The organism is Clostridium beijerinckii HUN142 (assembly GCF_000621745.1).
Lineage (GTDB): Bacteria > Bacillota > Clostridia > Clostridiales > Clostridiaceae > Clostridium > Clostridium beijerinckii_A.
On sequence record NZ_JHXK01000018.1, the window covers coordinates 113,447 to 128,353 of the forward strand.

General features: G+C 32.2%; 12 protein-coding genes. All 12 read right to left on the reverse strand.

Going from position 1 to position 14,907, the window contains the following annotated elements:
* Positions 1-251 precede the first annotated feature (251 nt).
* The gene (locus T483_RS0109310) at positions 252-1,253 is read right to left on the reverse strand and encodes a LacI family DNA-binding transcriptional regulator (RefSeq protein ID WP_026886620.1); all 1,002 of its coding nucleotides are present in this window, start codon (positions 1,251-1,253) and stop codon (positions 252-254) included.
* A 384-nt stretch (positions 1,254-1,637) separates the two neighbouring features.
* Complete coding sequence (gene malQ / locus T483_RS0109315; protein WP_026886621.1) at positions 1,638-3,128, reverse strand: 4-alpha-glucanotransferase; 1,491 nt, start codon at positions 3,126-3,128, stop codon at positions 1,638-1,640.
* A 303-nt stretch (positions 3,129-3,431) separates the two neighbouring features.
* Positions 3,432-4,331, reverse strand: coding sequence for a carbohydrate ABC transporter permease (locus T483_RS0109320; RefSeq protein WP_026886622.1), 900 nt, complete (start codon positions 4,329-4,331; stop codon positions 3,432-3,434).
* Positions 4,331-5,197, reverse strand: coding sequence for a carbohydrate ABC transporter permease (locus tag T483_RS0109325; protein ID WP_026886623.1), 867 nt, complete (start codon positions 5,195-5,197; stop codon positions 4,331-4,333). The genes T483_RS0109320 and T483_RS0109325 overlap by 1 nt, the downstream gene beginning before the upstream one ends.
* 108 nt (positions 5,198-5,305) lie before the next feature.
* Complete coding sequence (locus T483_RS0109330; RefSeq protein WP_026886624.1) at positions 5,306-6,619, reverse strand: ABC transporter substrate-binding protein; 1,314 nt, start codon at positions 6,617-6,619, stop codon at positions 5,306-5,308.
* 369 nt (positions 6,620-6,988) lie between these two features.
* On the reverse strand, positions 6,989-7,252 hold the full coding sequence (locus T483_RS0109335; RefSeq protein ID WP_023974783.1) for a GIY-YIG nuclease family protein: 264 nt from the start codon (positions 7,250-7,252) through the stop codon (positions 6,989-6,991).
* A gap of 123 nt (positions 7,253-7,375) precedes the next feature.
* Complete coding sequence (ilvC, locus tag T483_RS0109340) at positions 7,376-8,380, reverse strand: ketol-acid reductoisomerase (protein WP_026886625.1); 1,005 nt, start codon at positions 8,378-8,380, stop codon at positions 7,376-7,378.
* A gap of 174 nt (positions 8,381-8,554) precedes the next feature.
* On the reverse strand, positions 8,555-10,219 hold the full coding sequence (gene ilvB / locus T483_RS0109345) for a biosynthetic-type acetolactate synthase large subunit (RefSeq protein ID WP_026886626.1): 1,665 nt from the start codon (positions 10,217-10,219) through the stop codon (positions 8,555-8,557).
* Between the two features lie 69 nt (positions 10,220-10,288).
* Complete coding sequence (gene leuB / locus T483_RS0109350; protein WP_026886627.1) at positions 10,289-11,371, reverse strand: 3-isopropylmalate dehydrogenase; 1,083 nt, start codon at positions 11,369-11,371, stop codon at positions 10,289-10,291.
* Between the two features lie 140 nt (positions 11,372-11,511).
* On the reverse strand, positions 11,512-11,997 hold the full coding sequence (gene leuD, locus T483_RS0109355) for a 3-isopropylmalate dehydratase small subunit (RefSeq protein WP_026886628.1): 486 nt from the start codon (positions 11,995-11,997) through the stop codon (positions 11,512-11,514).
* Between the two features lie 13 nt (positions 11,998-12,010).
* Positions 12,011-13,270 (reverse strand): 3-isopropylmalate dehydratase large subunit, encoded by a 1,260-nt coding sequence (gene leuC / locus T483_RS0109360; protein WP_026886629.1) that lies wholly within the window; start codon positions 13,268-13,270, stop codon positions 12,011-12,013.
* Between the two features lie 13 nt (positions 13,271-13,283).
* Entirely contained in the window at positions 13,284-14,879 is a 1,596-nt protein-coding gene (gene cimA, locus T483_RS0109365; RefSeq protein WP_026886630.1) for a citramalate synthase, read from the reverse strand.
* Between the last annotated feature and the right edge of the window lie 28 nt (positions 14,880-14,907).

The window sequence follows — 14,907 nt, forward strand, 5'->3', positions numbered from 1 at the left end:
TACCAATTATATCAAGTTAAACGTTAACAAAGCATCGGTTCTTGTTTATTTCTCCTCACCTATAATAATATTAATAGTAATTATGTAAATAAGAATAAAAGAATTCCTCTAAATCCAAACAATATTTGTTCGTAAAAGAATTCTTTTATTTAAAATATATTCCTAATATTTAATAAAACCTAATAAGTGTTGATAAAGTTTTAACTCTCATCAATTACCTGCAATTATATAAATTTAAATATTACATTTTGTTACTTAAATGATTCTCTTTTTACTAACTTAGTATCTATAATATAGTGATTTATCGATGTATCATCATTTTCTAAAAAATCTATTAAAATTTTTGTAGCATGATACCCTAATTCTTCAGAATTAATATCAACTGATGATAATGGTGGTATTTGGAGCTCCGCTAATGGACTATTATTAAATCCTACCACATCTATATTTTTAATTTTTCTCTCATTAAGTACCTTAAGTATACCAAATGCTAATACATCATCTTCTGCTATAATAGCTGTAGGCGTAATGTTTTCTAGCAATTTAATTGTTCCGTTTATTCCTTCTTGTTCATTAAAATCATCCATAATTACGAAATTTTTATCCTGTATTGAAATTCCATTAATTTCGCATGCAACTTTGAACCCTTTAAATCTATCTTTTGTAACATTCCAGTCCTTCTTTGCGCCTAGAAAAGCAATAGATTTATGCCTTTTTTTTACAAGTTCATTTACTAAATTGTAAGTAGCCTGAAAATTGTCATTATCAACCCATAGCAAATTTTCCGATTCTTCCGGTCTTCCTATTACTACAAATGGAAATTGTGTTTCCTTAAGATATTTAATACTTCTATCATCAGTTCTTGCACGTAATAAGCATATTCCATCAACTAAGTTACTTGTTATGAAATTATTTATATATTCTAATTCAGCCTTTTCATCCTCACTAAATGCATATGTAATATAATACTTTTTATTTTGAGCATATTTGCTCATTCCCTTCATAGCTTGAATAAAAAACGTGTTAGTGATTAAGTCTTGAGCCTCATTAGGTAAAACTACACCTAATATTCTGCTTTTCTTATTTGCCAGACTCCTAGCTATTGCATTTGGCTTGTATTTTAATCTTTTTATTGCATCTCTAACTCTTTCCTTAGTCTCTTCACTTATCTGTGAACTATCTGATATAACTCTCGATACAGTTGATGGAGATACATTCGCTTCTCTTGCTACTTCCTTTATTGTAACTTTCATAACTTACTCCTATTCTCAATAAGAAATCACTCATAAAGTTTACTAACATAAAAACATCTAATCACATTCTAATATACTATCTTTTTAGGAATAATCACTTAATGACAGTAAAAACTTATATATGTTATGCTTTATAACTATTTTCCTCTAATAATTTTAATATTAACATACTTAAAATGATGTTACAATTGCCATATATATGGTTTTATTAAACAACAATCAAATAATCTTTCTTTCTATTACTATGAAGTATAAACTTAAGCACACCTCTAATTAACAAGTAGATATGTAGCTAATCTCCACCATAATTAATAAGTATATATTATTGCAGAGATTATCTTTCATATAAATTATCACTATCCTTTACTTTTGCTATAGTACCTGCTAATTATCACACCTTCCATAAGTTCTAGTAATCTGATGAATCTTTTCTGCTAACTGATCCGTCAATGCATCTTTCCTTACTCTCCAACGCCAATTATTCCCCAATGTTGAAGGCAAATTAATTCTGGCTTCATTTCCCAAATTCAAGAAATCTTGCATTTGTGCTATGGAAATATTGGCGATGCTGCTCCAAGCCCCCCTAATAAATCCCCAGTTATACCCCTCTTCTTTATTTAGACCTAAATACGTTATTGCTCTTTGAACTTCTTCTTTAGGTGCTGTTGTTTCAATCCATCCTCGTACAGTATCATTATCATGTGTACCAGTATAAACTATAAAGTTGTTTTCATAATTATGAGGTAAAAAAGGATTTGAGCTATCTGTATCAAACCCAAATGTTAATATCTTCATTCCTGGGAATCCCGTATCATTTCTAAGTTTTATTGTTTCTTCAGTGAGTGTACCCAGATCTTCTGCAATTATATTGACGTCCCCAAGATGATTTTTAATTGCATTGAAAACTTTTATTCCAGGGCCTTTAACCCATTCACCATTTTCTGCTGTTAGGTCTCCATAAGGAATTGACCAATATGATTCAAATCCCTTAAAATGATCTATCCTTAGTACATCATATAAGTTCAAACTTTGTCTTATACGATCAACCCACCATCTATAGTCCGTTTTCTTCATATAGCACCAATCATAGATTGGATTTCCCCATAATTGTCCTGTGGCAGCAAATATATCCGGAGGACATCCAGCAACTTTTAATGGTTTTAGTGTCTTTTTATTAAGTAGGAATGCCTCAGGATTCCCCCATACATCAGCACTGTCCTCTGCCACATATATAGGCATATCTCCTATTATTTCAATTCCCAAATTATTAATATAGGCTTTTAAATGATTCCATTGTTTATAGAACTCATATTGCAAAAACTTCCAAAATCCCATTTCATCTTCTAGTAAGATTTTATACCTATTTATTGCCTCTGGTTTTCTTAACCTAATGTCTTCATCCCATTCATACCAGCTCTTCAAATCAAAATGTTTTTTTACTGACATATACAATGCATAATCATCAAGCCAATAGGCCTCAGCTTCTTGAAACTTAATTAAGCCCTTATCTTGTCTTAATTTAAATTTTTCGTATGCTATTTTTAATACCCTTAATTTTTCTTTAAAAATCAAACCATAATCTATATCCTCTGAATTTTCCCCAAAGCTCACTGAATAATAATCGCTTGCATCTAAAAATCCATCCTGTCTTAAAATATCAAAATCTATAAAATATGGATTCCCAGCAAATGCCGAGAAAGATTGATATGGTGAATCTCCAAAACTTGTAGGCCCAAGCGGTAGTATTTGCCAATACTTCTGACCAGCCTTTTTTAGAAAATCTCCAAACTTATATGCTTCTTTACCAAATGTCCCTATTCCATACTTTCCTGGCAGAGAAGCAATGTGCATTATTATACCACTACTTCTATTCATATCTTCCTCCTAATTTCCACCTTTTGCTTAAAATTTATTTTTATAACCGCCCTCTGTTCTTCTCACGCTTTAAGCAATCGCTTGCACAAAGAATCACATTAAATTAAACTAATAAAATATAGCCGTCAAAGACCAAACCCCATATCAAAAGCATTTTAATTTTTTAGGTTTTTTAACTAAAATTTAAATTATATTTCCTTAATTTCAGTAAATTCTTTAACTAGGATAAGTTGAATTTTGATTAAAAAACCTTACCTATTACCTCTCTATACCTTCACGTTATTCTCAATTCTTTATTAATAACTATTTTATAGATCCTTGAACAATACCTGCAATAATATGCTTTTGAACAAAGAAATAGAATATGATTATTGGAATTATTGCTAAAATTAACGCTGCCATTGCTAATTCCCATTGCTTTGAGAATGCTCCGAAGAAGTTGTTCATCGCTAATGGTATAGTATTTATCTTTCCATTTATAGTTAGGAACGGAAGTAAGAAGTCATTCCATATCCATATACTATTTAAAACTGTAACTGTAACAGTGATTGGCTTCAATAATGGTAATATAATTTTCACATATGTTTGCCATTTACTGCATCCATCTATGGTTGCGGCTTCTTCAACTTCTTTTGGAACTCCTTTAATAAAGCCATGATATAAAAATATGCTCATACTAACGCCAAACCCTATATACATAAATATGAGTCCATAGTGCGTTCCTAGCATTTGAAATGGTCCAAATTGAATTTTTGCCATCCATTTTACAAGTGGTATCATTACTGCTTGAAATGGAACGATCAGCCCTGAAGTAAATATATAAAATATTATCTTACTCTTTCTTGACTGATCCCTTACTAACACCCATGCACCCATTGATGACAAAAGAATTATTAGTACCACACTCCCTATAGTTATTATCATAGAATTTGCAAATGAACTTATTATACTCATTTTTTTCATAGCATCTAAATAATTCTGAAAGTTCCATGTGTCAGGAAGACCAGTTGTGTTTGAAAAAATCTCTCTTCTTGTCTTAAATGAATTTATAAGCATCAAGTAAAATGGTGTCATATATGCTATCAATAGTAACCATGAAAATACTTCTAATAGTTTTAATCTGCCAGTATAACTATCTAGTGTCTTTAGCTTTTTATTTGCTTTAACTTTTTCTATGTTATTAACAACTTTACTTGGCTCCATTATACCTCTACCTCCTTTTTCTTATTAAAGTAAACTTGAGTTAAAGAAATAGTAGTTACTAGTACAAAGAATATAATAGCTTTTGCTTGTCCTATTCCCATATTGTTCACAATAAACGCTTCATTGTAAATATTTAATGCTAACATTTCAGTGGTTTTCATTGGTGTAAGTGAAAAATTCAAATCAAATAACTTAAATGAATTTGCTAAAGTTAAGAATAAGCAAATTGTAACCGCTTGTCTAACCATAGGTATTGTTATATTTTTAAATGTATGCCATCCATTAGCTCCATCAATATGAGCTGCTTCTATTAAATCAGTTGGAACATTTTCAAGGGCTGCCACATAAATAACCATTATATACCCAGCATATTGCCATGTTGAAACGATTAGCATTGCTAGCATTGCCGTAGTTGGAGCTTGTAAAAGTGATGTTGAAAGCGTCGCACTTCCCAATGCTTTACCGACTCCTGTAAATACTGAATTGAACATAAATTGCCATATAAAACCTAAAATTAATCCTCCTATTAAGTTTGGCATAAAGAATCCTGTTCTTAAGAAACTACTAGTTTTTAATTTTCTTGTTACTATATACGCTAGTCCAAACCCCATTATATTTATAGTTATTACACTTGCAATTGTATATAATACTGTTATTTTTAGAGAATAGATAAATTGTGCATCTTTAAAAATTCCTGTATAATTTTTTATTCCAACAAAATCATAATGAGGATTAGCACCATTCCAATTTGTAAATGTATAATATATACCTATTATAAACGGAATTATTACAACCATTGTCATAGCGAATAAAGCTGGTCCAACAAAAATCCAAAAATCTTTAATATCTCGTGATTTCTTACTCATACACTTACTCCTTTCCTAATAATATTTAGCGCTGTCTTATAATTTAAAATACTTATACAAAATTCATGAGGAGGTATTAATCCCCTCATGAATAAATCTTATCTAATATTATTTGGCTTTTGTAGCATCCTGAATTCCTTGTAACATATCTTTCTTTGCTTGTGGCCCCATATCAGTATTAATAAATTTAGAGAATAAAGGAGCTAAGCTATTCTTGTTAAATCCATCTGGTAGGTTAGTAAATGCCCAAGGAAGAGTCTTTCCTTCTTTGTTATATTCAGAAATTGATTTATTTAATTCATTATCACTTTCAACTGTGAAGTTTGTAAATGCTGGGATCATATTCATATCCTTAACTAATGCCTCTTGACCAGTTTGACTTGTAACCATCCAATCTAAGAATTCTTTAGCTTCTTTATTAATTCTAGAATCTTTATTTACTACCCAATACATTGGAACACCTACTGAAATAGATCCACTCATTTTTGAATCATTATTAATTGCAAGTGGTGCAAATCCCATGTGAAATTTTTCATTTGGATCCATTATTTTACTTACATCTCCTGCTACCCAGTTACCTTGATGCAAGAATGCAGTTCTTCCAAGTGCAAAATTACCAACTTGAGTACTATAATCTATAGTGTCTAGATTCCTTCCTCCACCATATTTACAAAGTAATTCAACTAAATTCATCCAGTCATTAAATTGCTTATTATTAACTATATCTGCTTTACCTGCAAGATAGTCCTTTGTAAATTGAGCTGGATTATCTTGAGTTGCAAGTGGTATATTAAATGTATGATTACCAGTAACCCAGAATTCTTTTGTTGTATAAGAAACAACATTATCAAGTCCTAATTCCACTTTTTTACTATCTAATGTCTCAAATGCTGCTTTTAATTTATCAAAAGAATCTAAGGATTTGGGATCGATACCAGCCTTGTCCAAAATGTCTTTATTATATAACAAGCCATACCCTTCTGTTGCTGCTGGCATTCCATATACTTTTCCGTCGATAGTTACTGTATCTAGTGTTCCTTTAACAGCATTTTTAACCCAGCCTTGATCACTTAAATCATCAATTTTATGTTTCCAAGTTTCATAATCCCCAGCACCTTGAATCATAAATATATCTGGTTCCGTACCTTTGGCGAACTCTGCCTTTAACGATGCTCCATAATCAGCTCCACCGCCCACTGAAGTAACTTCGACTTTTACACCTTTTTCTTTCTCATATTTTTTAGCAAGTTCTTGAAGTGCATCATTAATTTCAACCTTTAATTGATATACTTTAATTGTTTTTCCGCTTCCAACATCGCTTGAACTTTGCGAACTTACTCCTGATGAGCTTCCGCATCCAACCATAGTCCCAGCCAATAATGTAGAAGCTAAAATTGTTGATAATATTTGTTTTGTTTTCATTTAAATACCCCTCCATTAAAACTTTGTTTAGCATCCTGAATAACTTTCAAAAATACTAAGCATTTATTTATATAACACATATCTAGAAGTCAATTTAGATATATAATGTTACTCAATTGCCATCTTCGCAATCGTTTGCGAAACCTTTAAAAAAATTTAGTCTTTTTAGCGTATTAAGCTATCCAGACTCCATTTGTTAACCTTTTCTCAAGTAAATCTACTTCTTAATGATATAAGTATATCAACCAAAGAAAACTTTTACAACCTATATTTTCCTTTGTTTTCGATTAAATTTAATAACTTTCCTATGTTTTATTAAGATTTACTCAATTATAGACCATTTTATAAAAACGGTTGCATGATTTTTTTTTATTTATATTTACTTTTACCATTATAAATACTGATTAATATTAGCTTATCTTTTCTTGTTAGTTTTTTTATCTGGTACTCTCTTTTCATTGCATCTTTTTTATTTTCAAATACTTCATGATATACTAATTTAACAGGTCCCCTACCCTTCGTATATTTTGCTCCACATCCTTTTGAATGCATTTGAATTCTTTTGTCTAAGTTATTTGTCCACCCTGTATAAAGTGTTCTATCTGAACATTCTACAATATATACATAATTCATATATTACCTCAACTCTTGATCTATAATTTAACATGTTAATAAAATTCAAAATCTTCGCTAATAAAATTATATCAAAAAAGAAGACGATCATCTACGAATCTCGTCTTCTAAAAACTTTAAATATTAATCTACCTTTGCTGTATCAATCCAGCTCATCATACCTCTTAGTTCCTTACCAACCTTTTCGATTGGATGTTCTGCTTCCATTCTTCTTCTTGCATTAAATCCTGGTCTATTAGTTGCATTTTCTAACAACCAGTTCTTAGCAAATGTTCCATCTTGAATTTCAGTAAGAACTTTCTTCATTTCCTTCTTAGTCTCATCAGTTATTATTCTTTTACCAATTTGGTAATCTCCGTATTCAGCAGTATCTGAAATTGAGTATCTCATCATGCTTAATCCACCTTGATATAATAAATCAACAATTAATTTCATTTCATGCATACATTCAAAGTAAGCATTTTCTGGAGCATATCCTGCTTCTACTAAAGTTTCAAATCCAGCTTTGATAAGTTCTGAAACACCACCACAAAGTACTGCTTGCTCTCCGAAAAGATCTGTTTCTGTTTCATCTTTAAAAGTAGTTTCAAGAACACCAGCTCTTGCTCCACCAATTCCATTTGCATATGCTAAAGCATATTGTTTTGCTTTTTCCGATGCATCTTGGTGTATTGCTATTAAGCAAGGTACCCCAGCGCCTTCTGTATATGTTCTTCTTACTAAATGTCCTGGACCTTTAGGTGCAACCATGAATACATCAACAAATGATGGTGGTTTAATTTGTCCAAAATGTATGTTGAATCCATGAGCAAATACTAATGCATTTCCTTCTTCTAAATTAGGAGCTATTTCTTCATTATATATTTTGGCTTGTTTTTCATCTGGTAATAAAATCATAATAAGATCAGCTGCTTTTGCTGCATCTGCAACTGTTGCAACTTTTAATCCTGCTGCTTCAGCTTTTTCCCAAGACTTACTTCCATTATATAAACCAACAATAACATCTATTCCACTTTCATGAAGATTTAACGCATGTGCATGACCTTGGCTACCATAACCAATGATAGCAACTTTCTTTCCTCTTAATAAATTTAAATCTGTGTCTTTTTCGTAATACATTTTTGGCATTTTTATGACCCTCCTAGTTATTATTTGGCACATTGAACAAAATAATATCCCAAAGATGTGACATATATTTTGTATCAGACAAGGAAGCAAGTTTTACTAATATTAAGAACACTTGCTGCACAGTATGATGCAAAACAGACAAACATACCGGTCTATTATTTTATTGATTGTGCCTTAGATATCTTCTTCACTTATTATTTGATTAATTGGTGCACCAGGTGCAACCATAGGAAAAACTTTTTTATCACTGTTTATTAAATAATCTATAAGAACTGGACCTTCTGAATCCAGAGCTTTTCTAAGTATATCGTCTATTTCATCTACTTCAGTTATTCTAAATGCTTTAGCTCCAAAAGCCTCAGCAAGCTTAACATAGTCCGTCGGTCTATCTAACGTTGTCTCAGAATATCTTCCTTCATAGAAAAAATCTTGCCATTGCCTTACCATCCCTAGACAATTATTGTTCATAACAACTTGAATTAATGGAAGATTATTTTTAACAGCAGTAACTAATTCATTACAGTTCATTCCAAAGCTTCCATCCCCTGCAATGTTGAATACTCTTCTATCAATTCTGCCTATCTGAGCTCCAATTGCTGCCCCCAGACCATATCCCATGGTTCCAAGTCCACCGGATGTTATAAATGTTCTTTCACTTTTAAAATTGAAATATTGAGCGGTCCACATTTGATGTTGCCCAACTTCAGTAGATATTATGAAATCTCCATCATTTAATTCATTTAATTTATCAAATAATAATTCTGGAGTTAACTCTGAATTCGATGCTATTTTCTTATTTTCTTTCAAATTATTTATTGTATTAAACCATTCCTCATTTTTCTTTTCATCAATTAGTGGTATTAATTGGTTTAATGCCACTTTTAAATCTCCTACAATACATGTATCAACTTTTATATTTTTATTTATTTCTGCCGGATCAACATCTATTTGTAAAATCTTTGCATTCTTTATATGATTTTGATTACCTATAACTCTATCGCTAAATCTAGCTCCAAGAGTTATTAATAAATCACACTTAGTTGCAGCAATATTTGATGCTTTTGTCCCATGCATTCCTATCATACCAGTGTATAATTCATGATCATTTGGAAACTCAGACATGCACATAAGCGATGTTGATACAGGAGAATTAATCTTTTCTGCAAATCTTATTAATTCAGATGTTGCTTCAGATATACCTATCCCTCCACCTGCGTATATTAGAGGTTTTTTGCTTTGATTTATTAACTCAACAGCTTCCTGCAATGATTTTTCTGTAATATGCTCTGATTTTCTAACAATCTCTTTAGGAATTATCTTATTATATTGAGTCTTTTCAGCAGTAACATCTTTTGGAATATCTATTAATACTGGACCTGGCCTACCTTCCTGTGCTATATAAAAAGCTTCTCTTATTATATCCTGAAGTTCATTAATATCCCTTACAATATAATTATGTTTTGTTATAGGCATTGTAATTCCAGTTATATCAACCTCTTGAAAACTATCCTTTCCAAGTAATGGCTTCGCTACATTTCCAGTGATAGCAACCATTGGAACTGAATCCATATATGCAGTAGCAATACCTGTTACTAAGTTGGTAGCTCCAGGTCCTGAAGTTGCAAGACAAACTCCAACTTTTCCAGTGGCCCTTGCATATCCATCAGCTGCATGTGATGCTCCCTGCTCATGACAAGTGAGAACATGACGAATTTTATCCTTATATTTATATAGCTCATCATATATATTTAATACTGCCCCACCTGGATATCCAAATATAGTCTCTACTCCTTCATCAAGCAATGACTTTATTAATATTTCAGCCCCCGTCAATAACATTTTATTCACTCCTTTGCTTATAAAATGATCTCTGTTTGATAACTAGCAATGTATAAATTGATTTAGATTCTATTTTATTGCCTCTAATTTCTCACGAACTAGATTTCCCATTTCAACTGTTCCAACCTTTTTCTTACCCGCAGTCATTATATCACCAGTTCTATAACCATCTTCTAGAACACCAAGAACTGCTTTTTCAATTAATTTAGCTTCTTCTTCTAATGAAAAACTATATCTTAGCATCATTGCTGCAGAGAGAATAGTTGCTAACGGATTAGCAATTCCTTGTCCTGCGATATCAGGAGCGCTTCCATGAATTGGTTCATACATTCCAAGGGTTCCTTCACCAAGAGATGCTGAAGGTAACATACCTATTGAACCTGTAACCATACTTGCTTCATCTGATAATATATCCCCAAAAATGTTAGATGTAACAATTACATCAAATTGATTTGGGTCTTTTACTAGCTGCATAGCAGCATTATCAACATACAAGTGGTTCACTTCCACTTCTGGGTAATCCTTAGCCATCTCATTAACTACACTTCTCCAAAGTCTCGAACTTTCTAATATGTTAGCTTTATCTACACTTGTAAGCTTCTTATTTCTTTTCATTGCTGTTTCAAATCCTATTTTAGCAATTCTAGTTATTTCATTTTCATTATATCTTTCAGTATCATAAGCACTCTTTACTCCAGCGACTTCTTCCAATCCTCTTTCTCCAAAGTAAATTCCGCCTGTTAGTTCTCTAACTATGCAGATATCTATGCCATCTTTAACAATACTATCTTTAAGTGGTGATTCGTTTTTTAGCGGAGCATATAGTACTGCTGGTCTTAAATTACAGTAAAGATTTAGTGCTCCCCTTAATCCTAACAACGCTTGTTCCGGCCTTATCTTAGCAGTGGGATCATCCCACTTAGGTCCCCCAACAGCTCCAAGTAGAACTGCATCACTTTTTTTACAAGCTTCTAAAGTTGATTCTGGAAGTGGAGTTCCTTCTTTATCTATAGCACATCCACCTGCTAATACATATTCATATTCAAATCTATGTCCAAACTTATCCCCAATAACTTTTAAAACTTTTATTGTTTCATCTACCACTTCCGGACCAATTTCATCTCCTGGTATTACAGCTATATTATATTTCATTATGCTAATCCCCCTCTTATAATTATCTATTTCTTATTGCCTTTTTCACTAAAACTTAATTATGAATTCGAGTTATTGCTATCTTTATCTTAAGAAAATATATTAATTTAATTTGATTATGCTCTTAAGAATAAATTTTTCTATTTATTTTTTATATACCCAATTAATCCATCGTTATCGATGATCTTTTGCATAAATTCTGGGAATGCTTCTCCTTGATATTCTTGACTCTTAGTTAAATTTCTAATAAGACCTGTAGAGAAATCAACTTCTAATTCATCTCCTGCATCAATATTTTTTACAGCTTCTTCACATTCTAAAATTGGTAAGCCAATATTGATTGCATTTCTATAAAATATTCTTGCAAAAGTTGATGCAATTACGCAGCTAACCCCGGCTGTTTTAATTGCTAAAGGTGCATGTTCCCTTGAGGAACCACATCCAAAGTTTTTATTTGCAACAATTATATCCCCACTTCTTACATTTTTAACAAAATCCACATCTATATCTTCCATGCAATGTGCAGCAAGTTCTTTAGCATCCGAAGTGTTTAAATATCTCGCTGGAATTATTACGTCTGTATCTACATTATCTCCATATTTGAATACTTTACCTTTTACGCTCATTAATAAATACCTCCTACACCAATTCAGGATCAGTTATTTTTCCAGTTAAAGCAGATGCTGCTGCCACTGCTGGACTTGCTAGATATACTTCTGACTCAACGTGTCCCATTCTTCCTACAAAATTTCTGTTTGTTGTTGATACACATCTTTCACCTTTAGCTAAAATCCCCATATGTCCACCTAAGCATGGTCCGCAAGTCGGTGTTGAGAATGCTGCTCCAGCCTCAACCAAATCTGTAACTATTCCTTCTTTTATTGCTTGTAAATAAATCTTTTGAGTTCCAGGAATAACTATGCATCTGATACCCTTTTTAACTTTCCTTCCTTTTAAGATATCTCTAGCTATTCTTAAATCTGAAATTCTACCATTAGTACATGATCCAATTACAACCTGATCAATAGCTACATCACCAGTATTATCAATTGTTCTCGTATTATCTGGTAAATGTGGAAATGAAACCGTTGGTCTTAATGTGCCTAAATCAATTTCAAATACCTTATCATACTCTGCATCTTCATCAGCTTCATAAACCTTCCATTCTCTAGACGCATGGTCTTTTAAATATTCCTCAGTTTTATCATCAACTGGGAAGATTCCATTCTTTCCACCAGCTTCTATTGCCATATTAGCCATTGTAAATCTATCATCCATTGAAAGATATTGTAATCCTTCGCCTACGAATTCCATTGATTTGTATAGAGCCCCATCAACACCAATCATTCCGATTATGTGCAAGATTATATCCTTACCACTCACCCATTTTGCAGGCTTATTCTTAAGAACAAATTTTAAAGCCGATGGTACTTTAAACCAACACTTTCCTATAGCCATACCAGCTGCCATATCTGTTGATCCTATTCCTGTTGAAAAGGATCCAAGTGCGCCATAAGTGCATGTATGTGAATCAGCCCCTATAACAACATCTCCAGCGACAACCAATCCTTTTTCAGGAAGCAAGCAATGTTCAATTCCCATTTCTCCAACTTCAAAGAAATTTTCTATTTCCATCTTTTGAGCAAATTCTCTAATATATTTAACCTGTTCGGCTGCTTTTATATCTTTATTAGGAGTAAAGTGATCTGGAACTATAGCTATTTGGCTTTTACTAAACACCTTATCTGTTCCGAATTTCTTAAATTCATTTACAGCTACTGGAGTTGTAATATCATTTCCTAATACTAAATCAAGATTTGCTTCAATTAATTGTCCAGCTTTTACAGATTCCAATCCTGCATGCGCTGCTAAGATTTTTTGAGTCATTGTCATTCCCATGTTTTAGTCCCCCTTAAAAATATGCTTTTACTTTTCTTTCAATATCTTTTATTAATTTATATTCTATTGAATCTACTAGAGCTATCCAACTAGCTTGAATTACATCACGAGATACCCCAACAGTACTCCAACTTTCAATCCCATCTGTTGATTCAATCAATACTCTTACCTTTGCCTCAGTTGCACTTTCTGAATCCAAAACTCTAACTTTATAATCCACTAATCTTGCCTGTTTTAATTCTGGATAAAACACTTCAAGCGCTTTCCTAATAGCCTTATCTAAAGCATTCACTGGTCCTTCGCCTTCTGCTGCTGTCATCTCATTTTGTCCATCAACTGTAATATTTATTACTGCTGTTGATGAAAAATCCTCTGATCCATAGGGTTGTTCATCAATGATCTTAAAATGATTCAATTTAAAGAACGGTTTGTACTTTCCAATAATTTTTCTTATAACTAATTCAACTGTTCCTTCTGCTCCCTCAAACTGATACCCATCATACTCTAGTTCTTTCAATCTATCTGTAATTTTTTGAACTGATTTATCATCCTTAGATATATTAGGAAATATCTTTTGTATTTCCTGTAAAATTGTACTTTTACCACTTACCTCAGATACTAAAAATCGTCTTTTATTTCCTACCAACTCTGGCTCTATATGTTCATATGACTTTGGTGATTTAGTTACTGCATCTATATGCATTCCACCTTTATGAGCAAACGCTGAATTTCCTACAAATGGATCTTCATCTGATAATGTGATATTACAAATTTCAGCAATATACCTAGATGTTTTTGTTAGATTTACTAGCTCGTTATCATTTAATACTTTATATCCAAGCTTTAGTTTTAATGCAGGAATTATTGTACTCAAATTCGCATTCCCGCATCTTTCTCCTATTCCAATAAAAGTTCCTTGAACCTGACTTGCTCCTGCCTCCACTGCCATAATCGAATTTGCAACTGCCATCCCCATATCGTCATGACTATGAATTCCTAGCTCCACCTTAATTGCTTCTTTTATTCTTTTAGTTATGCTATATATCTCTTGAGGTAAAGTTCCTCCGTTAGTATCACATAACACAACCACTTTTGCCCCTGCTTCTTCTGCTGCCTTTAAAGTTGCCATTGCATACTCTTTGTTAGCTTTATATCCATCATAAAAATGTTCTGCATCAAATATTACTTCTTTCCCCTTAACACACAAATACTCAATTGTATCTTTTATCATATTTACATTTTCATCTAAAGAAGTTTTTATAATATCTGTTACTTGAAAGTCCCATGACTTTCCAAAAACAACAATTGTATCTGCTCTCGATAATAGTAAATCCTTTAAATTTTTGTCATCTTTTACGTTAACTTTAGGCCTTCTTGTCGATCCAAATGCTACGACCTTTGCATTCTTAAGTTCCACATTCTTAAGCCTTTTGAAGAATTCCATATCTTTTGGATTTGATCCCGGATTACCAGCTTCAATATAATCTACCTGTATCTCATCCAAAACTTTTACTATTTTGATTTTATCTTCTAATGAAAATGAAATTCCTTGACCTTGGGCTCCATCTCTTAGAGTAGAATCAAATATCCTTACCTGATTCCGGGCCATATATCATTATCCCCCTTTTTATTTTATT

What these genes read in the sequence shown, in the direction of transcription:
- T483_RS0109335 (WP_023974783.1), bottom strand. Translation starts at nt 7,252, where the DNA reads ATGAATTATGTATATATTGTAGAATGTTCAGATAGAACACTTTATACA.
- leuC (WP_026886629.1), bottom strand. Translation starts at nt 13,270, where the DNA reads ATGGGAATGACAATGACTCAAAAAATCTTAGCAGCGCATGCAGGATTG.
- leuB (WP_026886627.1), bottom strand. Translation starts at nt 11,371, where the DNA reads ATGAAATATAATATAGCTGTAATACCAGGAGATGAAATTGGTCCGGAA.
- T483_RS0109320 (WP_026886622.1), bottom strand. Translation starts at nt 4,331, where the DNA reads ATGGAGCCAAGTAAAGTTGTTAATAACATAGAAAAAGTTAAAGCAAAT.
- T483_RS0109310 (WP_026886620.1), bottom strand. Translation starts at nt 1,253, where the DNA reads ATGAAAGTTACAATAAAGGAAGTAGCAAGAGAAGCGAATGTATCTCCA.
- T483_RS0109330 (WP_026886624.1), bottom strand. Translation starts at nt 6,619, where the DNA reads ATGAAAACAAAACAAATATTATCAACAATTTTAGCTTCTACATTATTG.
- T483_RS0109325 (WP_026886623.1), bottom strand. Translation starts at nt 5,197, where the DNA reads ATGAGTAAGAAATCACGAGATATTAAAGATTTTTGGATTTTTGTTGGA.
- ilvB (WP_026886626.1), bottom strand. Translation starts at nt 10,219, where the DNA reads ATGTTATTGACGGGGGCTGAAATATTAATAAAGTCATTGCTTGATGAA.
- ilvC (WP_026886625.1), bottom strand. Translation starts at nt 8,380, where the DNA reads ATGCCAAAAATGTATTACGAAAAAGACACAGATTTAAATTTATTAAGA.
- malQ (WP_026886621.1), bottom strand. Translation starts at nt 3,128, where the DNA reads ATGAATAGAAGTAGTGGTATAATAATGCACATTGCTTCTCTGCCAGGA.
- cimA (WP_026886630.1), bottom strand. Translation starts at nt 14,879, where the DNA reads ATGGCCCGGAATCAGGTAAGGATATTTGATTCTACTCTAAGAGATGGA.
- leuD (WP_026886628.1), bottom strand. Translation starts at nt 11,997, where the DNA reads ATGAGCGTAAAAGGTAAAGTATTCAAATATGGAGATAATGTAGATACA.